This window comes from Cytobacillus citreus, assembly GCF_018343665.1.
GTDB lineage: Bacteria > Bacillota > Bacilli > Bacillales > Cytobacillaceae > Cytobacillus > Cytobacillus citreus.
The window spans coordinates 1-25,152 of sequence record NZ_JAGYPM010000007.1 but is presented as its reverse complement, the minus strand read 5'-3'; the positions used below and the strand labels follow the sequence as shown (position 1 = coordinate 25,152).

The window sequence follows — 25,152 nt, the reverse complement described above, 5'->3', positions numbered from 1 at the left end:
ATTGTATATCGATTTTATATTTGCACGATTGTCCCAACATTCATTTCTTCTGCTTTTGATACAATATATTTTGAAACTGCAAGATCCTGCAATGCTATGCCAGTACTATCAAAAATCGTAATTTCTTCATCACTTGTACGTCCTTTCGCATTTCCAAGTATGAATTGTCCGATTTCAGTCAAATTGTTTTTGCCTAATATACCAGCCCTTATAGCACTTTGTGTTTCTCCGACTGTCGATGCTTGTGTAATATCATCTACATATACAGAAGCTACCTCAAAGATCTTTTCATCTATTTCCTGTTTTCCAGTCATGTCTGCCCCCACACAGCTGAAATGTATGCCTGGCTTAATCCACTCCTTAAAAATCAGTGGTTTTCGCGAAGGCGTTATCGTAATTACTGCATCGGTTTCTTCCAAAGCTTTGACTGGATTTTCTACAGCTACAAACTGAACTGACTCAATTCTTTGTTTCCAGCTCTTATTATAAGTATCGTTGATATCATTTATGATCTTATCTAGTTCCGTCTTTATTGAATATTGGAATTTTGATGCATTTTCATATTTTACGGGGTCATATATATATACCTTGTTGATTGTCTGAACTTGAGATAGAGTGGCTGCTATTTGAAAAATCGCCTGAACTCCTGTACCTACAATCATTAGTGTTTTTGAATCTTGTTTTGACAGGTGTTTCACGCCTATTGAACCTGCTGCTCCAGTACGCATTCCTGTCAAATAACTTGCGTTGATCATTGCCTTAGGAAACCCATTCTTCAAATCAAATAACATAGTCAGCCCAGTTATAGCTGGAAGCCCTTGATTTTTATTATCACCAAACCATGAAACGAGTTTTAATCCAAACACATCTTCTTCATTAAGCATCCCTGATTTAATATCCATTTCTGCCCTACCCTTAAAAATCACCTCAGATACCATGGAGAATAGTCTCGCCTGATTGTTGGCTTTAAGCGCATAGGCTTTTTCTACACATGCTACTGTATTCTTGATATCAAGAATGTTCTTAACATCATTATCACTTAGAATTCTTATTGGTACCATAGTTATCATTCTCCTTTAAAATTTTAATATCTGTTAATGTAATTGTATTTGAACAACAACAAAAAGTCTCCAACCATTCTTGGTTGTTATTTAACCAACCAAATTATATAGTAAAAGTACTATGATTTTGGAGGAATTTTATGTTGGATATAAACTGGAGACCTGATAGAAATAATCCTTATCGATTGAATATACAGATTGTTAACTTCATAAAAGATAAAATAGCAACTGGAGAATGGCCAGTTGGTTTCAAATTGCCAAGTCAGCGGACACTTTCTGAAATTTTCTGTGTAAACAGAAGTACCGTAGTATCTGCCCTTGAAGAGCTGGCAGCTGAAGGCCTTATTAGCGGTAATGCTGGTGGAGGTACAAAAGTAATAAACAATACATGGACATTAATGTCCATTAATCATTCACATAATTGGCTTCCCTATATATCTTCGGGATTACATCAAACAAATCAAAATATAATGCAGCAGATCAATCAGGTTGAATTCCAACCTGATATCATCCGAATGGGGTCCTGCGAACCTTCCCCTGAATTAATACCTAACAAAATGATTCAGGGCGTACTAAAAAAACTGTCTAAGTCTATGGCATCGCTGGGTTATGAAGAACCAAAGGGAAATATCCATCTAAGAAGAGAGGTATGCACATACCTTAAAACAATAGGAATAGGAGCTGATCCATCCTCAGTTTTGATTACCTCTGGTGTTTTGCAGGCACTGCAGCTTATTTCCCTTGGCCTTTTGCACACGAACTCAGTAGTATATGTTGAAAAGCCATCCTACCTATACTCTCTTAGAACCTTTCAATCGTTCGGAATGCAGCTTTCGGGAATTAAGCTGGATGAAGAAGGTATAGAAATAAAAGAATTGGTTGATCGACATAGGCAGAGAAAAGGAGCAATGCTTTTTACAATACCTACTTTTCAAAATCCTACCGGGAGTGTCATGTCACTTGAAAGAAGAAAAACGCTTGTTGATGCGTGTGATAGGGAACGTTTGCCTATTATCGAGGATGATGTATATAGGGAGCTTTGGTTTGATGAACAACCTCCACAGCCAATAAAGGCATTTGATAACAATGGACTTGTATTATATATTGGTGGAATATCGAAGAATTTAAGTCCTGGTCTCAGGATTGGATGGATTGTTGGATCAGAAAAAGTCATTGAAAGATTGGCAGATATAAAAATGCAAACTGATTATGGAACCAGCTCACTCTCCCAGAATGTAACCACAGAACTATTCTCTAGTGGTCTTTATTATCAGCATAACGATATAATGAGGAAAAATGTTAAGATCCGAAGAGATGTTGCTCTTGAAGCATTAAAGAAATATTTTACCAGCATCGGTACATGGAATATCCCTAGGGGCGGATATTTCATCTGGCTTAAGTTAAATGAAGGTATATCCATGTACCAGCTTTTTACTAAAGCCTTAAGTCGGAAAATACTTGTTCACCCTGGAGATTTGTATGAGTTTCACTCTGATCAATATTTAAGAATTTCTTATTCTTATGCATCCTTAAATGAAATTGACTATGGAATTAAAACTCTTTCAGAATTGGTAGCAGAACAAATTTTTTAAGTTTCATATAGAGATTTAAATATGGCAGATAATTATTGCATCCACATCGATTACGCCATACATTTGCAACAGAATTATTGGCAAAAGGGGCTGATTTATCGTTTATAGGCGATGAATTGGGTCATAGCGATGTGAGTACTACTCAAATCTATGCTAGACTCCCCAAGAGGGAGATAATAACGCTTTACCGAAAATATATGGGGTAAGAGGGTGAGTTTACTTGATCACTTCAGAAATATGTTTGCAACAATTTAAAGATGAATATAGTTTTCGATTGACAGAAAAAACGATATATCACTATATACTAGCAGTGGAGCAATTTAGTTTTTTGTGACAAACCTTTTTCTGAAATCAATTCAAAAGATATTAGGGGATGGATGTCATCCTTAGAATTACGAAAATATAAAGCTGTTACTGTGCAAGCAAAATTAGCAGGTATCAAGCTTTTTTTTAAGTATTGCATAGAGGAAGGTTTTCTTACTAAAGATCCAGTGAAAAATATCCCTTTTCCAGAAGTGGAAGATAAACAACCTAGATATCTTCAAAGGGATGAACTGTTTCAATTGCGTCAATTAGTAAAAGGAAAGGTAGAGGGAAGAGCGGTTATTGAGGTGCTTTATGCCACGGGAGTGCGTCTTATGGAGTTCGTTGAAATAAAAAAAGAGGATATTAATTGGTCGGAGCGGATAATTACGATACCAAAAGGGAAACGTAAAAAAGAGCGTATTGTGTAATTTACACGAGAGTGTGCGGAACATCTGAAAGCCTATTTAGACGTACGGGAGGATACACTTCCGTTTGTTTTTGTAAATACTAAAAGAACTGGTTCGATGTGTCCTCGTACCATCCAATTAATATTTGAAACCTATGCAAAAAAGCTAGGTATTCACTTTTCACCACATACGTTACGTCATACATTTGCTGCCCATTTAGCCATGAAGGGCATGCCATTGGAATGTATCCAAGCTCTATTAGGACATAACGGTCCGCATCAAACACAGTTGTATGCTCGTTTATATCATCAAGCAAGAAAAGAGATATATGATCAATGGATGTAAGCGGATAGTTAGAATAGCAACAATTCGTATAATACAAATTAACGTTAAGAAGGATTAACGCTTATTTTATGAATTAACGGTTATTTATGTGGGAATTCTTCAACAATAGTCAGTTTAGTGAAAGAATCGACTGTAGCTCTTATTAAACAATCGGGCCATTATCTACAGTAAATAAAGAAGTAGTATTTAACGTTTTTAAAGTTAAGTATTACTTCTTTTTTGTATCTTAAAATAATAATTATATACAGTAGAGAATTATAGTATTTATAGTTTTCAAAGAAAGGCTTTTATAAATACATCATTATTTAGTCTGGAGGTGATGTTTTATGAAAGTTCAAGAAGTTCTAATTGATGGCAAAAGGCGTTATGTGCTTATTGATGAAAATAATAAACCAGTAGTACCCGTAATCAAATACCTTAAATATCTTGATAACACCGGGAGAGCTGAGAACACATTAAGATCATACTGTCGTCATTTGAAATTATACTTTCAGTATTTAAAAGAAAAAGAAAGAGGATATGAAGAAGTTGATCTGGATTTATTGGCGGAATTTATATCTTGGTTAAGGAATCCATATCAATCTATTAAGGTTATTCAGCTTAAACAAACCAAAGCAAAGAGATCAGAGCGAACTGTAAATACAATATTAACTTGTGTTCAAGGATTCTATGATTACTTGATGAGAATTGAGGATTATGAAAAAGATCTATTTGAAAAAACAAAGAAACAAATGACTGGAAATTACCGGTCATTCAAACCGTTTTTACATCATATTTCAAAAGGAAAACCCTTTGATAAAAACATCTTAAAAATGAAAGAGCCCCGAAGGGACGTCTTAACACTCACAAGAGATCAAGTGCAACTGGTCCATGATGCGTGCAGCAATATTCGGGATATTTTATTGATTCGAGTATTGTATGAAGGTGGTCTTAGAATCGGAGAAGCCCTATCTTTGTGGATTGAGGACTTTGATATTAGCTCCACTAATATTAGGGTACGTAAATCAAAATCCGTCAGTGGTGAAGGGAGAAAAGTTTATGTATCTGCCGATACAATGAATATCTTTCAAGATTATCTTATTGAACTTCACGACGCAGATACAAATTTCGTTTTTATAAATTTATCTGGACCTAATAGGGGTGAACCCTTAAAATATAGGGCTGCTTTTGATGTGATTGAACGGATAAGTAAGAAGACTAAGGTTGATGTCACCCCCCATATGTTAAGGCACACTTATGCCACCGAGTTGCATGAACAAGGAATGGATGTCTCCATAATTCAAAAGTTGTTGGGTCATTCGAACGTTCAAACAACTATACAGACGTATATTCATCCAACTGATGAAACTATACGAAAAGAATGGCAGAAAGCACATGACAGAATGAAAGGTGACAACAAAAATGATTTTAAATAAGGCTACTGAACAACAAGCGAGAATTCTAAAATATGAGCAGATTTTACAAGAGTTAATTGGATATTGGAAAAATAATCAATGGGATGCATTAAATTGCCCTCTTTACAAAAAAGAAACAAAATTAAAAAGCCAAACAATTAAATTTAGGGAAGTATTAAATCCAAGAGTTAGAAATGAATTTAAATATTATTTCTACAGACGATTGATTAATTTAGAAATAAATATGGCAACTGTATGGAGTAGTTCCGGTGCATTTAATAGCTTACAAGATTTTATTAACAGGTTTTATTCTGGTATTAGTTCTATTCACGACATCCCTTACGGGAAATTTTCAATACACTATAAAACTTACCTATTTGAACATGGAAAAAAAGATTTAACAGTTAAAGGATACCTCCAGTTATATAACCGAATTTATTCGTTTTTCCTTGACTGGTATGATGAACGAAAGGAAACAGAGAAAGATATTTGGGATGTTCGAAAACTGGGTATTGATTACAATAATAGTAATCATGGTTACACTCTAAATTTCACTTCTATACCAATCTCTTTTCGAAATTTGGTAAAAAGATATATCGAAAAACGTGTTCTATTACAAGAAAGCTTAAGCTGGGGGTCAGCCATACAAACAATATCAAAGCTGCAAGAATTCTTTAAATATATTTTCAAAAAATATCCAAATTGGCAAGACCTAACTCTGTTAAGTAGAAGCGATATAGAGAGTTTTATATATTACTTACGAACTTCTCCTATGGGCGGCGGTAGCGTTCATAAAGGTCAAGCCCCTTCTGAGAATCATATACATCGCTCATTATCTGTACTAGAAACGTTTATTGTATATATTCAAAGATATGAATGGGATGAAGCTCCTAAAAAGCCTGCAGGAATCTTAATTGTACCTGAAGATAAACCTAGACTACCCCCAAAGGCATCTAACCAAATTAAATACATATCTGATTTTGTTTGGGATCAAATCATGAATCATATGGGAAAACTGCCGCAAGAGATTGTTCCTATTGTAATACTGTTAGAGGCATCAGGTTTTAGAATTTCTGATGTGTGTACTTTGAAAGTAGATTGCTTGATTCAAAGAGAAGATGGTTGGTGGATTGTCGGTGATCAACGTAAAGTAAAGGGTAAAAATCATCGAGTTCCAATTTCGGAAGAAATAGCTAAGGTAGTGCTTTCTCAACAAAAATTAACAAAGGAAAAATCGACTTTAGAAACAAATCCATTAAATTATTTATTTCCAACTTATCACGGGACAAGAAAAGGTCAGCCCATTTCGAGGGACAATGTAGTAAACAATTTAAACCTACTAGCTATAGAGAATAATATTTTTGATGAAAAAGGTAATATCTATCGGTGTAAAGCACATGCATTTAGACATCGTTATGGAGTAAACCTTATAAATAATGGAATGAACATTTTGCATGTACAAAAATTAATGGCTCATGTGAGCCCTGAAATGACATTGGTGTATGCCAAGATTCATGATAAAACTCTTCGAAAAGAATGGGAAAAAGCCACAAGCAATGGAGCTATAAGATTAAATCAAGGTGGCAAAATTATCGCCACTAGTATAGAAAAACAAGCAGAGAAAAATGGATTAGAGTTGGAGTGGTTACGTCATAATTTGGATTCTATTAGATTAGATCACGGTTTTTGTATTAAAAGCCCCAAAAATAATTGTGACTTTTTAGAACAAACTTTAGAACCGCCATGTATAAAAAATAACTGCCGCAGTTTTCATGTAGATCAAAGTTTTTTAGATTTCTATAATGATCAGATTTCAAAGATAGAATCTGATATACATATATATCAAAAATCAGGAAGAAATCGCTCAATAGAAATTATTCAACCGAAATTGAAACGGTACAAAGAAATTAGGGATGGAATCATTCATAACGGTGGAATTTATGGAATTAACAAATCAAGAAGAGAATCGAAAAATTAAAGATGAAAGATGTGAGATACATTGGCTAATAAGAATCCAAATACAGGACCATTATTAAGAAGTATAGAAGATAAAAAGCAAAAGACTTTTCAAAAGGTAGAGACCGCCATTAAAGAGATGATAAAGCAACATAAAAAGATTAACTTTAATTCAATAGCAGAAGAATCTGGTGTATCAAAGTCATTTCTTTATAAGTACAGTGAAATAAGATCTCGAATTGAAACATTAAGGAGTCAGGAAGAAGGCTTAGTAACAACGAAACAGGCCAAACGAGAAATGTCAGAGAAATCAAAGGATGTCATTATTGCATCACTCCGTAAAAGAAATAAGAATCTTGAAGAAGAAAATAGGAAATTGAAAGAGCAACTTAAAGTGGAATGGGCAGCAATTTATAAAGAAATTGAGTAAAATTATGAACTATCTTTAAAAACATGTATTCAATGAATGAGGTTCGATAGAACCTCATTTTTATTAACCATACTGTAGATAAGTCCCCGATTGTTTAATAAGAACTCATGGTTATAAGATTTTAGTTATAAATATTGTGAAGTATTTCCCTTAAACTCTCGGAGCATGGTAGCTTTATAAGAAAAAAGTGCTTTCCAAATAAGAAAACACTTATATATAGATTATCATTTATTCAGTTTTATTACTGCCATGATTGAGGATTCACTTGCTTTTTCATTATTACTTGCTTCTCCGTGCCCTGGTCCAAATAGATTCAAGACTACAACACCTATAAGAATTAATGTAATTCCTGCAACACTGGCAACATTAATTTTCTCTTTCCAAATTAGTACAGAAATAATGGTGGTAGCAACAATACCTAGTCCAGACCAAAGGGCATAGGCGGTATTAAGTGGAATAGTCTTCATTGCTATTGATAAAAAGAAAAATGAGCCTATAAAAGCAATTATTACACCAACGGTAGGATAGAGTTTCGAAAATCCTTCAGATGCTTTGAGCAGAGATGTTCCAATAAGTTCTCCTATTATAGCTAGTGCTAAATATAAGTACGACATATTATTCTTCCTCCTTAATCATATGATTTAATTCATTAATAACACCATTTTTAAGGTTTTCGTCTAGCGGTGCCAAATCAAATATTTCTGAGAACCACAGTCCATCTATTGCTAAACGGACTATTGTAACTTTGATAGGGTCTATGCCATCGTTCATCAGTTTACCAAGCAAGATGTCATATTCTTTTTTGTACTCTTCCAGTAAACTTGGATTAGTAAACATTGCAGCAATAAGGGCGGAAGATAGGCGTTTATCATGGTTTAAATCAGAAAATGTAGCTTGGATATAAGCACTAGTCCAATTACTAACTTCACTTTTAGTATTATTTTTCACTAAAGATTCAATGCTATTAAAGTAACTGTAGGTCCAGTCTTGTACCATCCCTATAATTAACGCTTCCTTACTTGAATAGTGATAAAGTAAGCCACCTTTGCTGAGACCGGCTTTTTTTGCAACAGCTTCTAATGTAAGTTTTGCAACACCTTCTTCTTTAACAATATCAGCAGCAGCAGTTAATATAATTTTCTTTTTATCTTCAGAATTTGAAACCGACATCCAAAATCCTCCTTGATTACTTGTTACATTTACTGTACCGTCTGGACGGTATAGTTGTCAATGAATGAAATTATTTTATTTTTTGTAAGGATTATTAAGTGGGAGTTTGTGAAGGAATACACTTAAACTATAGGGGGCGTTAGTTAAATAAGAATTAAGTGATATTATGAGTGAGGTCAGATTTTAGTTATTCCATTAAAGGGCGCAATTCTGCAGCAAGAATTACGCTCTTTTTTTATGTTAGGGCAAGTTAATTGAATAACACTTTAAAGAAAATTAGATATGTATGATAGAGCTTAAAAAAGATTGTGAAGTTTTGTACTTAAAGTAACAAGGCAGAAGAGTTGAAGAAGAAATGATTGAGTATTTCATTAAATATTGAAATAATGACATTAACCGAAGGGAGTGTAAAATTTGGAAAATTCATTAATAATGAAGACAGATTCATCCATTACTTTGAACTTTTTGATTTACATACAAAATAATTTTCTAAATCAACGTCGAAATGATGAGGATTTGAGGTTTCCTTATTTTTCAACAAGAATAGCGTTTAAAGAAGACTTTGAATTAAAGTATGAAGAACTGTGGAATGAGATTTCACAATAAATATTTGATGATAATAAAAACCATGAAAGAACATTTTATGAAGAAAAGGATTTATTTTATCAAAGGTTGTTTGTAATTGATACAGATAGTTTAAAGAATTTTAATGAGATTTATAAAATATTCAAAGTGTGGTGGAATAGCTTTGCAGGTCGTTTTTCAATAGAAAGGTCTATTGATGATATGGGGCATACATTATATGCTGATTTGGCAAAATCGCTAGTTCAAAGAGGGATAAAACCAAAAAAGGACTTGAATATTAGTTTAATTTATGATGAATGTTTACTAGCTGATGCTCAAGTCTCTTCATATTTCGCTATTCTACCTATTAGAGATTTTTTTATTAAATACAAAGAGTTAGTTCCAAAATTAGAGGTATGTATTTATTAAGCTAACGGGTGCGTTAGTTGCATAACATGATCGACTATTTAGTCGGTCTTTTTTATTGTGCTGGCAATATAGGTCAATAAGAAGGACTAATATAACTGAAAATAGAATTATGAAAAAGTACGATAAAGGGGGAGATTTCATTAAATCCATTTATCATATGGTTCCAAAAAATATGAGTGGAGAAACACTTATGTCCGTAAATAAAATAAAGCTTTTGGATTTAGAACTATATATTTAAGTTACTGAAATGTAAATTTTAATAAATAGTATAGGAGCAGAAACCAATGAATCCATTATTATTAGAAATCCCAACTAAAATCGATACTAAGAGATTGTACTTAAGAATTCCGATGGCTGGCGATGGTGAAACAGTTAATGCTGCAATAAGAGCTTCAATTAATGAATTTAAACTTTGGTTACCATTATTTCAAAGTATGCCTGAAATTACTAAAACAGAAATCAAGGTGCGAATGGAAGTTTTGGCGAAGTAATAATAATTGATGACAATGATAGAATCAAGCAAATAACCAAGATATTAAACAAGGGAAAACACCAAAAGATTGCATATAAGAAGGATTATCACGAAAACTATAAATTAATTTTAATGTATGAAGATGGAACTACTGAAGTCATTAGGATTTGGAAAAAATTGGTCGTAATTTCGACTTGTTTGAAAGTGATAAAAGGGATGGTGTATATAAAATTAAGAACAAGAATTCAAGGGAAGAATTAAGTGAGATTTTAAACTACCATGAAAATAAATTTCTTCAAGAAAAGAAAAATGACAACACTTAAAAAGACCCTGCTCGATCGTTAAAAAAAGAGGAGAGAGTACATTAATGAGTCTATGGATTACGGTGGACTGGATTAAGGTCAATATCAGTATGACTCCTCTTAACCATTTTCATTCTCTGTGGTGCAGCATTATTTTGTGCTGCATGGATGGCTAACGGGGGCAAGAGTTAAAGATCAGCTGTCATTTTCGGCAGCTTTTCTTATTGAAGTAACGAGCAGGATAGTTGATGAAGGAATTACAAAAAAGGATGGAGAATGAGTAAATATCAGGTCGTTTAACAGGAGGTTTCTATTGAAAAATCAAGTTAGGAAGAAATTGATTGGTTGGACAATAGCCATAGCCACGCCCTTGGTCGGTGGAGTTATTTATTATTTCATTTTGTTATTTCTATATCTACCATCAGAGAATTTATATAACTTCCCAGTCCCTCGGAATGCTGAATTAATCAAGGGAAATGATGTAACGAAAAGTTATGATTGGTCAACAGCATCAGAGGAAAATGGTATACCTTTTGGATATGAATTGGTCATTAAAATCAATGGATGGAAAAAGGGAGAAAGACAAGGTGCTTCGGTTTTATACACAAAAGGAAATAAGAAAATAGATTTAATTTGTACAAGGAAGCATTTAGACATCCTTAAAGCGAATTAATAAATGAAATATCTTTTTTAACTAACAAGTGCGATCCTTTAATAAAAAGGGATTGCTCTTTTGCTTATTGAAGTAAAGGGCAGTATAGTTTAAGAAGAATTAGAACTTTCAAGGAGGAGTAATCCTTTTTCGTATGGAATTAATAGGTACAAAAGCTATTTTACTATTTACTTAAAAAGGGAGACATTATTTCTATGATAATTGAAACAGATATATCTCTAGAAGGAAATACAATTTCTCTTATTCCTCTCGAGATGAAGTATAAGGAACTATTATTTGAAGCTTTAAAAAGTCCTGACGTATGGAAATATACCTGGCGAGAAGTTAACACAGTGGAGGATTTAGAACAAATAATAATGATAGCTGTTAACAATAAAAAGGACGGTAAACAAATATCTTTTATTGTTAAGGATAAACTGACAGGGCAAGTAATAGGTACAACTCGTATTGGCGATATTGATAAAGTAAATCGTAATGTGGAAATAGGTTGGACCTGGCTTTCTCCAGAAGTTTGGAAAACAAAGGTAAACACAGAATGTAAATCTTTATTACTTAAGTATTGTTTTGAAGAATTAAAAGTAATTCGCGTTCAATTTTCAGTTAGTGGACAAAACTTACGTTCTCAAAAAGCAGTTGAACGAATAGGGGCAACAAAAGAGGGAACTTTTCGTAAACATAGGGTAAAGGCAGACGGTACCATTCACGACAATATATTTTACAGTATTATCGATAGTGAATGGGAGTCAGTAAAAGAAAGGTTGATATATTTATTAGAGAAAAAATACTGATTGTCTTACCTCTTTTTTATTAAATAATTCTATTGGGAAGATGCTTAATTGTGTTTAACTATCAACAGATTGTGAAGGGGTGTACTTAAACTAACGTGTGCTTTAGTACAATAAATAAGGTGTATTTTTGCAACTTTTCTCATTTTCCACTATTCAACAATCGGGCCATTTTGTTTAACAAGACATATTGCATTAGTGGGGAAAATTCACAACTAAGGGGGCGCTTTATATAGGGGTGTGACTGATAAACTAAAGTAGACAGTTTCTGCTAGATAAGAATGAACACTTATTTTCCAGTGGGGGTGTTGGGTTTTCATTTGGGGATGGCCTATGGACGATCCTCCAATGGAAAATGGTCCCTTCTCTCCCGATTATTAAAAATAGTTCTCTGACACTGTATGATAAATGATAGAATCTTGAAATTTACATCAGTGTGGAGGAGTAAAAGGTGGATAAGTGGCAAATGTATATGGAAATTCATCAGTTGTTAAAGAGAGGCTTTAGTAAGGCTAAAATTGCAAAGAAATTAGGTGTTTCTAGAACGACGGTTTATCGTTATTTAGAAAGGTCTCCTGGGGAAATGAGTGAGTGGGTTGTTCAACAACAAAGCAGGAAGAAAAAGCTAGATACTCACAAGGGAAAGATACTCTCATGGTTGTATAATTATCCTGATATGACGGCTGCACAAGTTTTTGATTGGTTACAAGAAAAACGGCAAGTAACAGATATTGCCGAGAGCACAGTCAGAGCATATGTAAGGGAATTGCGTAAAGAATATAATATTTCTAAAGAAGCTAGCCCCCGAGAATATGAGGCAGTTCCTGACCCACCAATGGGAGAGCAAATACAAGTAGATTTTGGACAAACCGTCCAGCGTACAGAGAGTGGCAAGGAAGTAAAACTTCGTTTTATAGCATTTGTCCTTTCTCATTCAAGGTACAAGTACAAAGAGTGGCTTGATAGACCTTTCACTACTACTGACGTTATACGAGCTCACGAAAATGCGTTTCAATACTTTGGAGGTATTCCTAGTGAACTAGTATACGACCAAGATGCACTCATCGTTGTTAGTGAAAATGGAGGGGATTTAATTCTTACCAGAGAGTTTCAAGCATACAGAGAAGAACGTAAATTAACGATTTGGGTATGTAGAAAAGCAGATCCAGAAAGTAAAGGCAAAATAGAAAATGTAGTTGGTTATGTAAAAGATAACTTTGCCAAACACCGTATCTATCGTGGTATCGATAAGTGGAACGAAGAAGGAATGGCATGGCTTAAGCGTACAGGGAACTATAAGATTCATAATACAACAAAAAAGAGACCAGTCGATGTGTTTCTCCTCGAAAAGCAACACTTACGACCCATCTCTGAATCTACCAATAGATTCCCTATCGATAGTAAAAACCAATTCGACTCTAGTATAACAAGAACCGTTCGAAAGGACAATACGATTCGGTATAACTCTAATCGCTATTCCGTACCTCTCGGAACATTTGGAAAGTACCCACAAGTAGCAATTTCTGAGACAGACGACGGTTATTTAGTAATCTGCGATCCTGAAACTGGGGAATTAGTGGCCAAGCATAGTGTTTCTCAAGAAAAAGGTAAACTGATTCAAGACAGGCAACATACTCGAGATCGAACAAAAGGAATAGACGTATATATTCAAACAGTCGCAGAACAATTTGATAATCTCGATATCGCACTTTCCTTTCTAGAGTCAGTAAAAAATGCATACCCACGTTACATTAGGGATCAGCTTCAACTCATATCTAGAGAGATAAAGAAGTACGAAAATACCTTATTAAATGAAGCACTTAAAGAATGTGTGAATCAGAAACTATTTTGTGCAACAGATTTTATCGATATGGTTCGGTACCTAGACCGTCAACGACAAGTGAACAGTACAGCACCTACTGATAATGATGAAACAATAAAAACACTCCATGGCTTTCATGAATCGAAAATGTTAACGAAGCCGGGAACACGAGGAATGGATGGATATGTTTCAGTATTGGCTGGTGAAATACGGTGAGCCAGCTATACCAGGTACAACAGTTATTAAAAACATTGCGTTTAACGGAAACATCCAATGAAATATCTAAACTAATCAAAGCAGCAGAAACAAACGAAGATTCTTATACTACTTTTCTTTTAGAAATATTAACGTATGAGCAAAAACGTCGGGAAGAAAAACAAATAGAAAAACGCCTTAAATGGGCTACGTTTCCGTATCATAAAACACTGAATGACTTTAATCTAGGTGAACAGGAATCATTAAGTAAAAAGCAACTTAATCAACTTAAAGAGTTAACTTGGATTGAACAATTATTTAATATCATATTACTTGGACCGCCAGGTGCGGGGAAAACCCACCTGGCAATTGGGTTAGGTATAGAGGCAATAAAACAAGGTTTTAAAGTTGTATTTACTTCAATGGGAGAGTTGATACACACATTAAAAACAGAAGAAATTACTCGTAAATCACAGACAAGGATGAAAAGGATTCGAAGTTCAGACTTAGTTGTGATAGATGATCTGATGTTTATGGCGATGGATCAGCGCGAAGCGAATCTGTTTTTCCATCTTATTAACGACTTATATAACAACGCTTCGATCATTCTTACTTCAAATAAGTCACCTAGTGATTGGGGAGAGTTAATGGGTGATGCAAGTATTACCACTGCCATTTTGGATAGAATCATTCATCGAGCAGAAGTTATTCACTTAAATAATGATAGCTACCGAATGAAGCACCGAACTTCCATTTTTGGAAGTGAAAGTGTTCAAAATTAATTAGCAAAATGTGTTCAATTTTACTTGACGGTCACAAGGGGTCTTTTTTCAAAAAGAAAAAGGGAAAATTACAAAGCCAATGATAATTGTTAGAGTTGTAATCGCAATATTGACGGCAATAATATTTGTTTTTAGCATTATCAATGGTTTTGATTTCGCCTTAATAAAATGGGTCTTCATACTGGTAGGGGTCGGTTCCGTATTTGACGGTATTTCTAAATATCTCCATAAGGATTCCAGCAAAGCATATCTTACTGAGTTCGGATTTGCTCTATTTTGGTTTGCCTTAGCATTTACATTTAGTATTTCGTGAATTGAAAGTGTTGTGCCAGAATAGGGCGCTTTTCTGAAATAAGGAAAGCGCCTTTCATCATGAAAAGGGCCACTTTATTGAATAAGCCTTCTAAATAAAAATGGAAAATTAGTTAATAAATATCAGTATAGATTTGTAAAAAATGTACTTAAGTTAACGAGGCAGGGTTGTTCAAGAAAGAATTCTAATAATTGGTATAGAACCAACGTATAAACATATATTTTCAGGAGGATTTAATAAAATAGATATATAAAGTGGAGACCCAAGAGATAACCTAAAAATCATTCTTGAGGATTATAAAATAACTCCTTACACAAATAAAGAAGATCAAATAACGTTAAAAGATCACCTACAAAGCATGTCTCGAAAGGAAAATTGTTTAGATAACGTAATCATGGAGAATTTCTTTGGCTTATTAATCCTTATATTTATTACTATATCTTATATGGTAATGCTAGTGTGGTATTTGTGAAAGATTGTACTTAAACTATAGGGGGATTTAGTTGATGGTAAAGATGAAATAAGGACATATAAAATATTGATTGAAAATTGTCCTCATGGGGCGTTCATGAGGACAGAAAATAAAGGAATTTGCAAAACCTGTCTGCATATGCGATTTCTGCAATTAATTTAACTATAAATCTCTTAATCAAGTACACTATTTTAGTCTTATGGAACAACTCGTAAAAAGCCCTGCTTTTCTGTAACCCAAACAGGGGTTTTGGACTATAAATTATTGTTTCAGTCCATTACTATTCTCCTGTTTATGAATGTTTGACAGAATAATACAAAAATTACAAACATTCAGTGATATTATTGATTTTGGTGGAAATTGCCGAAATTTCGATAATATGAGGGGGAAAAAATTTGAGGAAAAAAGTTTTGTCGATCAGTTTATGTTCTGTTCTATCTCTTACATTCCTAGCGGGAGTAGATTCCTGGACAGTAAAAGCAACAAACGAGCAAAATCTACCCACTACATTAGAAGCAACAGCCAAGGGAAAGGTTCTCGAGTGGAAAGGGATGCCACTAAATGGACTGATCCCGGAAACCGCATCAGACGCAACCAGAATTGAACTAGAAAATGGAATGACAAAACCAATCTATTCTACTGACGAGGCGATAATTGAAGACTTATTCGTTGAGACAGAGATAGACAGCGACAGTGATGGGAAACGTGACCGCGTCTCTATTAAAGTGTACCGTCCAAAAACGGAACCAGGTGTTAAAGTACCAGTCATTTATGAGATGAGTCCGTATCGCTCCGGAATTCTAAATGTTCCTGTCTTTAATGTCGATGTAGATTTAAATCCTGTTAAACATCCTGGTAACGGGAATGGACGAGGAGGAAAACCATTCGCGCTTGTGGAAGGACAAGCTGCCAATCTTGGTTCCTTAGGGAATTACTATGTCCCTCGTGGTTATGGTGTTATTCTTGCGGAGAGTATTGGGACAGGCAAATCGGATGGGTGTCCAACAACGGGCGATGAACGAGAAATTCTTGGTACAAAATCCGTTATTGATTGGTTAAACGGGCGGGCGAAAGCTTATACAGGAGATGGGAGAGAGGTATCAGCTGATTGGTCCACTGGTAACGTTGGGATGACAGGTACTTCCTACAATGGGACCTTACCAAATGCAGTTGCTGCAACAGGTGTGGATGGACTAAAAACTATTATCCCAGTTGCAGCAATTAGCAGCTGGTATGACTATTATCGTGCAAACGGAGCAGTTATAGCTCCTGGAGGCTACCAAGGTGAAGATACAGACAATATGGCTGAAGCAGTCCTAACTCGTAAAAATCCACAAGTATGTAAAGATGTCATTGCAGAGTTAAAAGCTGCACAAGACAGAGAAACAGGGGACTACAGTGAATTCTGGGCACACCGTGATTATGTGAAGGATGTCAAGAATTTAAAGGCTAGTGTTCTCGTTGTTCACGGGCTGAATGATTGGAATGTTAAGACAAAACAATTTGCACAGTGGTGGGAAGCATTAGGAGAAAATAATGTCCCTCGTAGATTGTGGCTCCATCAGGGTGCCCATTCAAGTCCATCAGGCAATAACTGGCCGCAATTACAAAATAGATGGTTTGACTATTATCTGTATGGGATTGAAAATGGGGTTATGAATGAGCCAGCTGTTGATATTCAGCGTGAGGACAGAACTTGGAGTAAGGAAACAAGCTGGCCTGCACCTGGCACAGTTTCGACAAGACTTCATTTAACAGGCACGGGAAATGATTTAGGGGCGTTACATCTAAATCCTGTTCCGAACCAGCCGCATAACACGCAAACAATCATTGATGATCCAATGAAAAAGGCAAATACTCTCATTGCCAATCCAGAGTTAAATTCTTCAAACCGGTTGGCTTATGTGACTCCGGAATTAACTGATTTGGTCCGGTTGAGCGGGACGCCTAAAGTCAGCATCCGTGCAAGTATTGACCGTCCCGTTGCCAATTTAACAGCATTGCTCGTTGATTACAGTAGTGCAAGTCCAGTAATTGTATCGCGTGGCTGGGTGGATCCACAAAATCTCCATGCCGCAGATCGTTCCGAATCACTAGTTCCTGGCAGAGATTACACTTTTGAATGGGAAATGCAGCCTAAAGATTATGTATTTAAGGCCGGGCATCGGATCGGGATTGTTCTTATCGCTAGCGATTACGATTACACCATTCGTCCTAAAGCCGGTACAAAAATTAATGTAATTCCAACTCGCAGTGAAATTACATTGCCAATTGTTGGCGGGCGTAACGCGTTTAATCAATAGGATCAAAAAAAGGAGGATTAGGCTTCATGACTAATCCTTCTTTTTTTGAGAGATAAAGTATAGATTTCGACTTTTAAATATGTCCAGCTCTAACGCCTTTTGTTGATTGGTATTACCTCCTCAATGGAGCATAAATAACTTGATAAAGATACAGTTGGTATTAGTAATTATTTGAAATAAAATCTAATATAAGTTCATTTTTCATAGTAGATATCTTCAATAAAGTTGAGTAATGATCTTCCATAAAAGGGCCAGAGTATGAAATAAGCCATATTGAGCTAGAGGAAGAGAGTTCATCAATGTTATTGTTATGAAAAGAATTAAGATAAGTGTCCAAATTAGGTCGATAATGATTAATGGAGGTAGCTATGAAATACGAAATCATATTTTTCGATATTGATGATACATTATTTGACTTCAGTATGTCGGAAAGAGAAGCACTACATAAAGCTTTTGTAGAGTTCGGATTGCCTACGGGCTTGGCGGAATATGAAGCCAACTACAAAGAGATTAGCAAGGTATTATGGAGAGATTTGGAACAGGGGCTTACTACTTTATCAGAACTGGGAGTAGAGAGATTTAGGAGATTGTTCCTTACGCATGAGCTTGAAATCAACGCAGATACCTTCAACAGTATTTATCTTGGATATTTGGGAAAGGAAACACATCTTGTACAGGGAGCCGTAGAATTATGTGACAATCTTGCCGGCTGTCGGCTGGCCATTATAACAAACGGATTCACGGATGTGCAGACATCAAGAATCGGGAGCTCTCCTCTTTGTAATACTTTTGAGCATATTATTATTTCTGAAGAGGCTGGATTTCAGAAGCCCGGAAAGGGTATTTTCGATTATGCGTTTTTCAAGCTACAGATTACAGATAAAACCAAAGTGTTGATCGTGGGTGATTCTTTGACCTCTGATGTTCAGGGAGGAATAAATTACGGGATTGATACCTGCTGGTTCAATCCGCATCTTAAGGAAAACAATACAGGAATTAAGCCAACGTATGAAATCCGTGAGTTGACGGATCTCATAAAGATTATAGGGAAGATGGATAGTTGAGAGATTTTAAGCGAACCGTTCAAGAGGTTGCATAGTTGCTTCAGTATTTCTACTTCCTTGTTGAACGAACTGTTTGATAAGCACAAGCTCCCTTCAACAGCCTAAATAATATTAATTCTCTTCTATAATCGGGCGCTTTTGAAAAGCAACTAAAGCCTAATTTCTCTATTACATCACTGAGAAATTAGGCTTTTTATATTTAGGACGGGCTTATTAGTATCAATAAAAATAACCTATTGATGAATGAAGTATTGGGAGAGATATATACTAAAATGAATGGAGGTGAAAAGATGGAGCAAAAACCTAATCATTATGATGGAAGTGTTCAGCTTGACTATGATGTAAACAATGAGTCAAATTCAAATGAATCATTTCAAATAACGGATGAAATGCGACCGAACATTGGTGGTAACCCTTATTTTTTTGATGTTTTATAAATAACGAAAAAATTTTTTATAGGGATTTGTATGAACTGAAAAATTCTTAATTTTCTTTCATTCTTTATAGACAAAAAATTTTTTGTTTAGAAAGATTATACATAATATAGGCTTAAAAATTTATTAAGTTAAAACTATACTGTAAAAAATAAAAGCAGAAGGTGAAACAACATGGCAAAAGTATTATACATCACAGCTCATCCACATGATGATACTCAATCATACAGTATGGCAGTAGGAAAAGCCTTTATTGACACTTACAAAGAAGTAAATCCAAATGATGAAATTGTGAATATTGACCTTTATAAAGAAAATATCCCACACATTGATGTCGATGTATTTAGTGGTTGGGGTAAGTTACAATCGGGTAAGGGATTCGAAGAGCTTTCATCAGATGAGAAAACAAAAGTAGGGAGATTATCAGAATTGTGCGAACAATTTATCTCTGCTGATAAATATGTTTTTGTTACACCTTTTTGGAACTTTTCATTCCCACCAATATTAAAAGCATATATTGATGCAGTATCTGTGGCTGGAAAAACCTTTAAATACACTGAAAAAGGTCCAGTTGGTCTATTAACTGATAAAAAAGCATTACATATACAGGCCAGAGGAGGAATATATTCAGAAGGACCAGCGGCAGCTATGGAAATGGGGCACCGTTACTTAAATGTTATTATGCAATTCTTTGGAGTACCTTCTTTTGAAGGCATATTTGTAGAAGGTCATGCGGCAATGCCTGATAAAGCACAAGAAATTAAAGAAAATGCAATTGCAAGAGCTAAGGATTTAGCCCATTCTTTTTAGAATTACTAATGGAGCCAACAAATGTTGGTTCTTTTTTATTTTCTATTGAAGTTACTGAAGCGTTTCTACAACAAATAGGGATGTTTTTTCTAATTGAACATATATATGCTTCACGTTACCTCAATAAGACTTTATTTTATTACATGAACAATATACAAGATAAGCTTATATATGTTTGGGACGCTTATTGTGGTTGGTGTTACGGGTTCTCGAAGAGCCTTCAAGGTTTTAATGAGAATCACCCAGAATTACCCCTAACTGTTTTATCTGGTGGTCTATTTGTAGGTCATAAAAAGCTACCAATAGCTTCTTTCTCACACATTCCAGAAGCAAATAAAAGAATCAGCCAGCTAACTGGTGTGGAGTTTGGCACCCCTTTCCAAACGTTGTTGGAAGAAGGTGCTTTTGTCATGGACTCCGAGGCGGCGGCTAAAGGTTTTTCTGCATTGCGTTTCTTCGCACCAGAACGTGCCTATTATTTAGCCTCGTCCATGCAGCAAGCGTTTTATTACGAAGGTAAGAGCCTTAATGACCCAGCAACTTACCGAAAAATTGCTATTGCTCATAATCTTGACCCGGAGGCAGTTCTAGCACGGTTCGAGGACGTGGCTTCCACCAAAGATGCCCACGAAGATTTTATGAAGGTTCAGCAGCTTGGTGTCCAAAGCTACCCTACATTGTTTTTGCAAAAAGGTGACGAATTTATCGGGCTTGGTGGAGGTGTTATGACCGCCGAGAAGATAGAGGCTCGTCTGGAAAGTATCATTTCATAACTTGAGTTCTTTAGCATTTGCAAAAAAAATACGTGAAATAAATGGGTGAATTTAATGATTGCTGATATTCGAATTCACCCTTGATTTCGAGAGTGACGATTTCTAACAACTTTTTGGGCGTCCAGCTACACCAATTATTGAGGGATTAACTCAAAACGTTAAAGGTATCTCTCAAACAGCATAATTGAACTTAACTTAAGCCGACCTTCTTCTAGAAAGGTCGGTTTTTTAATATTAGAATTATGCAATGCCAATTAAAATCAATAAAGAAGTATCTGTATATTTGTAGGTTTGAAATAAAGTCGTACCGTTTGTAAAAAAGTTAAACCGTTTTGAAAAAAGTTGCACTGTTTTACCCCTTTGGATGTAATTCTGAAGGGATTTCTTATGGTAAAATTAATATAGGGTTATACTACAAACGGGCCAGATTGTTGAGTAACTCATTTTCGAAATAAATGGATATTTTAGAAGAGATTGTGAAGAAATGTACTTAAACTAAAGGGCAGGTTACTTTAAGAAGGAATTTATATTATGTTTGTTGAAATAGTCATACTAAATAGAGTTTTATAATATTCCTAAAGTATATTTTAATGGTTAATTTATTTTCTTTTCGGAGGGGATTTATTGCAAACACTTTTTAGATATAACTGGATGGTAAGAGAAGACTGGTATCGTTGGTGTGAAGATTTAAGCGAAGAAGAGCTATTACAATACCGAACGGGTGGAATGGGAAGTATATTACATACACTTTTCCATATTGTTGATGTCGAGTGGAGCTGGATACGTCTTTTACAGGGTAAGACTGACTTTCAGGAGAGTTTCGATAATTATAAAAGCTTGAACAAGGTTCGAAAATTGGACGAAGATTTTCATTTAGAAGTGGAGAACTTTGTGAACAACTGGGATGCTAGTATGGAGAATCAATTATTCTACGATACGATGCCAGATGGAAGAATTGTAACAGATACTTGGGGTGAAGTTATGCGACATACCATTGCTCACGAAATTCACCATATAGGACAATTATCAATTTGGGCAAGAGAATTAGGAAGAAAGCCTGTTTCTGCAAACCTTATCGGACGGGGTCTTTCCTCGCATTCGAAAAAATAATTCAAATAGATATTAATTTATTCAGTTTCTGTTCATTAATGGATGCGATGCTCTAAAGAGGCATCGTTTTTTCCATTGTCTACTGACGGGACCGTTTTGTTGAGCAAAAAATGTTTGTGAAGTATTGTACTTAAACAAACGGGTGCTTTAGTTCAATAAGAATTAAGCGATTTTAGGATTGAGACCATATTTTAGTTATTCCATTAAAGGGCGCTTTTCTGAAATAAGGAAGCGTCTTTCTTCATGAAAAGGGCCATTTAATTTAATAAGAATGAAACCATTTATGAGGTACTTCGTATCTATAAGTAAAGAAATAGGCCTTTGTAAACGAAGAGAGTTAACTGAGAACACAGGTAAAAAAATTATTATTTCATGGTTGTTAAAGGTACATAGGGGGGACTACAAAATGTTAAATAAAAAGTATGGATCTAAAGAAAATGTTAAGGCAGAGATTTTAATGTCTGGTCAATCTCTTTCATTTAAACTTGACGAAAGTGAAACAATAATATTGATTGAGAAATTAGAGGAAGCATTATACGACTTTAAAAAATTGGATTCTATAAAGTTATTTCATCCTGACGGTAGATTAAGGTCAGTTATTAACCCGTTACAAATATCAAGAATTTGGTTTTCTTAATTAAACCTCTTATTAAACAATCGGGCGCAATTCTTGAAGAGGAATTGTTCCTTTTTCAGTAATAGGGCCTGATTGTGGAGTAAATACTACCGATTTGAAAAATATTATCCAGTAAAAAACTTCAAGGCAGTCTTATGTTTGGGATGTCTTGAAGTTTTTTTATTGGATATTCCTATTATCATATGAAAGTCATCATTTTCTTTTAGAATGTTTATTGACAATCACTACGTTTATGTAGTATGTTTTATTCACTACAAGATTGTAGTGAATAATAGTGTGGACGCACACTGAGATTTAGAGGTGTACACTTTGGAAAACTTTCAAAAACTTTCAGAAACAGAGATGGAGTTGATGCAGGCTATTTGGGAAATGGATCGCCCTGTTAAATCCAGTGAGTTGCTGAACTTATTCGCTCTAAAAAAAGGGAAAGATTGGAAGGGTCAAACAATAGCGACCTTTTTATCAAGATTAGTTGATAAAGGATTGCTATTAGTAAACAGAGAAGGACGGTCAAACATTTACATACCTTGTCTTTCCCCGGAAGAGTACAAAAGATTGGAAGCACAGAGCTTACTCGATGTGATGTACCAAGGGTCTATTAAAAATTTCTTATCTGCCCTTTACGATGGAAAAAAAGTTTCGGAAAAAGAAATCAATGAACTAAAACAATGGTTCTCCAAAAAGTAGGTGCAATTAATGAATGAATTGATAGAAGTATTTGTCGTGTTATCAGTTGCAGGGACTGGCGTTGTGGCTTGCACACTTTTATTGAGCCCGATTTCGCGAATCTTTTTTTCAGCAAAGTGGCAATATCTGAATAGAAAATTAGCCTTGATTCTCTATCTTGTGCCTATATTTCTTATCATACAAAAATTATCATTTTTATCCTCGTTTTCAAAAGGAAAGACAAAAATACAGTTCGAAAATTTCGGTGAAGCACCCCCTAATCAATCCCTCCCTTTTGACCTTGCAATGGGAGTATTAATTGTTTGGGGTTTAGGGATTACTGTATTTGGCGCTTGGTATTTATATTGTTATGTCAAATTTGCCAAGGAAATAAAAAAGAATATCTTACCAGTATCAGTAAGTAGTGAAGCCTATCAATTGCTACATTTGAAGTTACGGAAAATGAAAATAAAATGTAGTGTGAAGCTTGCATACAACAATCGTATTACAAGCCCTGTATTGGTTGGATTGATAAAGCCAACCATTCTTTTACCAACTAAGAAAATGTCAACGATTGAATTAGATATGGCAATACGTCATGAGTTAATTCATTTAAAAAGGAAAGATTTATGGACGAAAATGTTGGTTTTAGTAGCGAGTGTTCTTCATTGGTTTAATCCATTCATCCATATTCTTCGTAAGGAGATTCATGTATGGAGTGAATTGTCCTGTGATGAGGAAGTAGTTTCTGACATGTCTCATATTGAACGAAAACGTTATGGTGAAACAATTTTGAATATGATTGAGCAAAAAGCAAACACTTCTACATCATTTGGTGTTTTTTTATCCGAAAGTAAAAAAGATATTGAAAGGAGGTTGACAATGATGTTGAATGTTAAAAAAGTAAAGAAACATACAATGATGCTAACGGTTTTAATGATGATGACTATCGGAGGGATTGGGATAACTGCATCTGCTATGGCTGAAGAATATATTCCTACAGTGGTTGATGAGACCAAAGAGGTAAGTTTTGAAAGTAAAGCTAAAGAAGAAGCATCGGGAGGTTCATACGAACTAAATTCAGTAAAACGATCAGATGAAACAAGGTTTCGTCCCGAGGAGTGGAAAAGAATTCTATCTCAAATTGAAAAAGGTGTAATTTCTTGGGAAGATGAAAATGGAAAAGTTATTCCTAAGGCTGAGAATAAAGAAGCCAAATATGATCCCAATGATCAATCGAAGGAAGAAGGAAGATAAAAAGAAAAAAATCGAACAATCTTCCACAATAGGATGCTTTTGTTTAAGATTGAAATTAGTTATTTCTGGTTATAAAAAAGGAATGTCTCCAAAATTGAGACATTCCATTAGATTATTTAGAGTACAACTTACTTTCAAAGGGAGCAACTTACTTTCAATAGAGAATAACTTACTTTCAATAGAGTACAACTTAATTTCAATAAAACTTGATCAATGGATGTAAGTGGTTAGCAGAAAAGGAGAAGTTCGTATAATACAAATTAACGCTTTAATAAACTTGGTTATAAAAAATGTCTAAACCATTGGTATATATGGGATTGGACATTTTTTATTGTATCATATTTAACATTAAGAAGGATTAACGCTTATTTTCGTTGAAATTATTGTACAACAGGGCAGTTGAAATACAATTGAATAAAAGGCAGTAACTTTTGTTTTGAATTTTCATAGCAATGCTCGATGAGAGATTCCAAGAGAAGGGGATTACAGATTTCCCGAACGAGAAAGCCCACACCGGGCATAGCCCGTCTTTAGACGTGGGATGAAAGTGAGGTCAGATACGGAGTACCGCTAAAAGGTCAAAATCGTTAGCGGTACTTCAAGTATCTGAAAATTCGTACAGAAACAT

At 34.8% G+C, this 25,152-nt stretch carries 24 protein-coding genes and 1 pseudogene; 22 read left to right on the top strand and 3 right to left on the bottom strand.

Annotated elements, in window-relative coordinates:
* Positions 1-14: 14 nt before the first annotated feature.
* On the bottom strand, positions 15-1,061 hold the full coding sequence (locus KHA94_RS22560) for an ornithine cyclodeaminase family protein (RefSeq protein WP_213104359.1): 1,047 nt from the start codon (positions 1,059-1,061) through the stop codon (positions 15-17).
* Positions 1,062-1,201: 140 nt separating this feature from the next.
* Here KHA94_RS22560 and KHA94_RS22555 point away from each other — a divergent pair, with 140 nt between their 5' ends.
* The 6 genes and pseudogenes from KHA94_RS22555 to KHA94_RS22530 all read left to right on the top strand — a co-directional run bounded on the left by KHA94_RS22555 (position 1,202) and on the right by KHA94_RS22530 (position 7,491).
* Positions 1,202-2,653 (top strand): aminotransferase-like domain-containing protein, encoded by a 1,452-nt coding sequence (locus KHA94_RS22555; RefSeq protein ID WP_213104358.1) that lies wholly within the window; start codon positions 1,202-1,204, stop codon positions 2,651-2,653.
* 35 nt (positions 2,654-2,688) lie between these two features.
* The gene (locus KHA94_RS22550; protein ID WP_275950927.1) at positions 2,689-2,859 is read left to right on the top strand and encodes a tyrosine-type recombinase/integrase; all 171 of its coding nucleotides are present in this window, start codon (positions 2,689-2,691) and stop codon (positions 2,857-2,859) included.
* 171 nt (positions 2,860-3,030) lie between these two features.
* A pseudogene (locus KHA94_RS22545) lies at positions 3,031-3,711 on the top strand (tyrosine-type recombinase/integrase).
* Positions 3,712-4,037: 326 nt separating this feature from the next.
* Positions 4,038-5,126 (top strand): tyrosine-type recombinase/integrase, encoded by a 1,089-nt coding sequence (locus tag KHA94_RS22540; protein ID WP_213104357.1) that lies wholly within the window; start codon positions 4,038-4,040, stop codon positions 5,124-5,126.
* Positions 5,113-7,083: a tyrosine-type recombinase/integrase gene (locus KHA94_RS22535; RefSeq protein ID WP_213104356.1), complete on the top strand. Its 1,971-nt coding sequence runs from the start codon at positions 5,113-5,115 to the stop codon at positions 7,081-7,083. Before KHA94_RS22540 ends, KHA94_RS22535 begins: the two co-directional genes overlap by 14 nt.
* Positions 7,084-7,104: 21 nt before the next feature.
* Entirely contained in the window at positions 7,105-7,491 is a 387-nt protein-coding gene (locus KHA94_RS22530; protein WP_213104355.1) for a DUF6262 family protein, read from the top strand.
* A gap of 224 nt (positions 7,492-7,715) precedes the next feature.
* Here the strand turns inward: KHA94_RS22530 and emrC are convergent, their stop codons facing one another.
* Both emrC and KHA94_RS22520 read right to left on the bottom strand, forming a co-directional pair.
* The gene (gene emrC, locus KHA94_RS22525; protein ID WP_213104354.1) at positions 7,716-8,105 is read right to left on the bottom strand and encodes a multidrug efflux transporter outer membrane subunit EmrC; all 390 of its coding nucleotides are present in this window, start codon (positions 8,103-8,105) and stop codon (positions 7,716-7,718) included.
* 1 nt (position 8,106) lies between these two features.
* On the bottom strand, positions 8,107-8,661 hold the full coding sequence (locus tag KHA94_RS22520; RefSeq protein WP_213104353.1) for a TetR/AcrR family transcriptional regulator: 555 nt from the start codon (positions 8,659-8,661) through the stop codon (positions 8,107-8,109).
* A gap of 672 nt (positions 8,662-9,333) precedes the next feature.
* Between KHA94_RS22520 and KHA94_RS26090 the strand changes: the two genes are divergently transcribed.
* The 16 genes from KHA94_RS26090 to KHA94_RS22445 all read left to right on the top strand — a co-directional run bounded on the left by KHA94_RS26090 (position 9,334) and on the right by KHA94_RS22445 (position 24,524).
* Positions 9,334-9,654, top strand: a complete 321-nt coding sequence (locus KHA94_RS26090) for a hypothetical protein (protein ID WP_249365692.1) — start codon at positions 9,334-9,336, stop codon at positions 9,652-9,654.
* A 284-nt stretch (positions 9,655-9,938) separates the two neighbouring features.
* On the top strand, positions 9,939-10,145 hold the full coding sequence (locus KHA94_RS22510) for a hypothetical protein (RefSeq protein WP_213104352.1): 207 nt from the start codon (positions 9,939-9,941) through the stop codon (positions 10,143-10,145).
* 440 nt (positions 10,146-10,585) lie between these two features.
* Positions 10,586-10,708, top strand: a complete 123-nt coding sequence (locus tag KHA94_RS26365; RefSeq protein WP_275950926.1) for a hypothetical protein — start codon at positions 10,586-10,588, stop codon at positions 10,706-10,708.
* A gap of 33 nt (positions 10,709-10,741) precedes the next feature.
* Complete coding sequence (locus tag KHA94_RS22505) at positions 10,742-11,101, top strand: hypothetical protein (protein WP_213104351.1); 360 nt, start codon at positions 10,742-10,744, stop codon at positions 11,099-11,101.
* A gap of 194 nt (positions 11,102-11,295) precedes the next feature.
* On the top strand, positions 11,296-11,889 hold the full coding sequence (locus KHA94_RS22500) for a GNAT family N-acetyltransferase (protein ID WP_213104350.1): 594 nt from the start codon (positions 11,296-11,298) through the stop codon (positions 11,887-11,889).
* Between the two features lie 448 nt (positions 11,890-12,337).
* A complete protein-coding gene (istA, locus tag KHA94_RS22495) occupies positions 12,338-13,924 on the top strand; it encodes an IS21 family transposase (RefSeq protein WP_213101846.1) in 1,587 nt (528 codons plus the stop codon).
* Complete coding sequence (gene istB, locus KHA94_RS22490; protein WP_213101845.1) at positions 13,921-14,685, top strand: IS21-like element helper ATPase IstB; 765 nt, start codon at positions 13,921-13,923, stop codon at positions 14,683-14,685. The genes istA and istB overlap by 4 nt, the downstream gene beginning before the upstream one ends.
* Before the next feature lie 1,180 nt (positions 14,686-15,865).
* A complete protein-coding gene (locus tag KHA94_RS22485) occupies positions 15,866-17,773 on the top strand; it encodes a Xaa-Pro dipeptidyl-peptidase (protein ID WP_057773146.1) in 1,908 nt (635 codons plus the stop codon).
* Between the two features lie 368 nt (positions 17,774-18,141).
* Positions 18,142-18,837, top strand: coding sequence for a YjjG family noncanonical pyrimidine nucleotidase (locus tag KHA94_RS22480; RefSeq protein WP_213104349.1), 696 nt, complete (start codon positions 18,142-18,144; stop codon positions 18,835-18,837).
* A 290-nt stretch (positions 18,838-19,127) separates the two neighbouring features.
* A complete protein-coding gene (locus KHA94_RS22475) occupies positions 19,128-19,274 on the top strand; it encodes a hypothetical protein (protein WP_213104348.1) in 147 nt (48 codons plus the stop codon).
* 171 nt (positions 19,275-19,445) lie between these two features.
* Positions 19,446-20,081: an FMN-dependent NADH-azoreductase gene (locus KHA94_RS22470; protein ID WP_213104347.1), complete on the top strand. Its 636-nt coding sequence runs from the start codon at positions 19,446-19,448 to the stop codon at positions 20,079-20,081.
* A 143-nt stretch (positions 20,082-20,224) separates the two neighbouring features.
* Entirely contained in the window at positions 20,225-20,854 is a 630-nt protein-coding gene (locus KHA94_RS22465; RefSeq protein WP_213104468.1) for a DsbA family protein, read from the top strand.
* Positions 20,855-21,478: 624 nt separating this feature from the next.
* The gene (locus tag KHA94_RS22460) at positions 21,479-21,964 is read left to right on the top strand and encodes a DinB family protein (protein WP_213104346.1); all 486 of its coding nucleotides are present in this window, start codon (positions 21,479-21,481) and stop codon (positions 21,962-21,964) included.
* A 406-nt stretch (positions 21,965-22,370) separates the two neighbouring features.
* Complete coding sequence (locus KHA94_RS22455) at positions 22,371-22,601, top strand: hypothetical protein (protein WP_213104345.1); 231 nt, start codon at positions 22,371-22,373, stop codon at positions 22,599-22,601.
* Positions 22,602-22,910: 309 nt separating this feature from the next.
* Positions 22,911-23,288 (top strand): BlaI/MecI/CopY family transcriptional regulator, encoded by a 378-nt coding sequence (locus tag KHA94_RS22450; protein WP_213104344.1) that lies wholly within the window; start codon positions 22,911-22,913, stop codon positions 23,286-23,288.
* 9 nt (positions 23,289-23,297) lie between these two features.
* Complete coding sequence (locus tag KHA94_RS22445; protein ID WP_213104343.1) at positions 23,298-24,524, top strand: M56 family metallopeptidase; 1,227 nt, start codon at positions 23,298-23,300, stop codon at positions 24,522-24,524.
* Positions 24,525-25,152 lie beyond the last annotated feature (628 nt).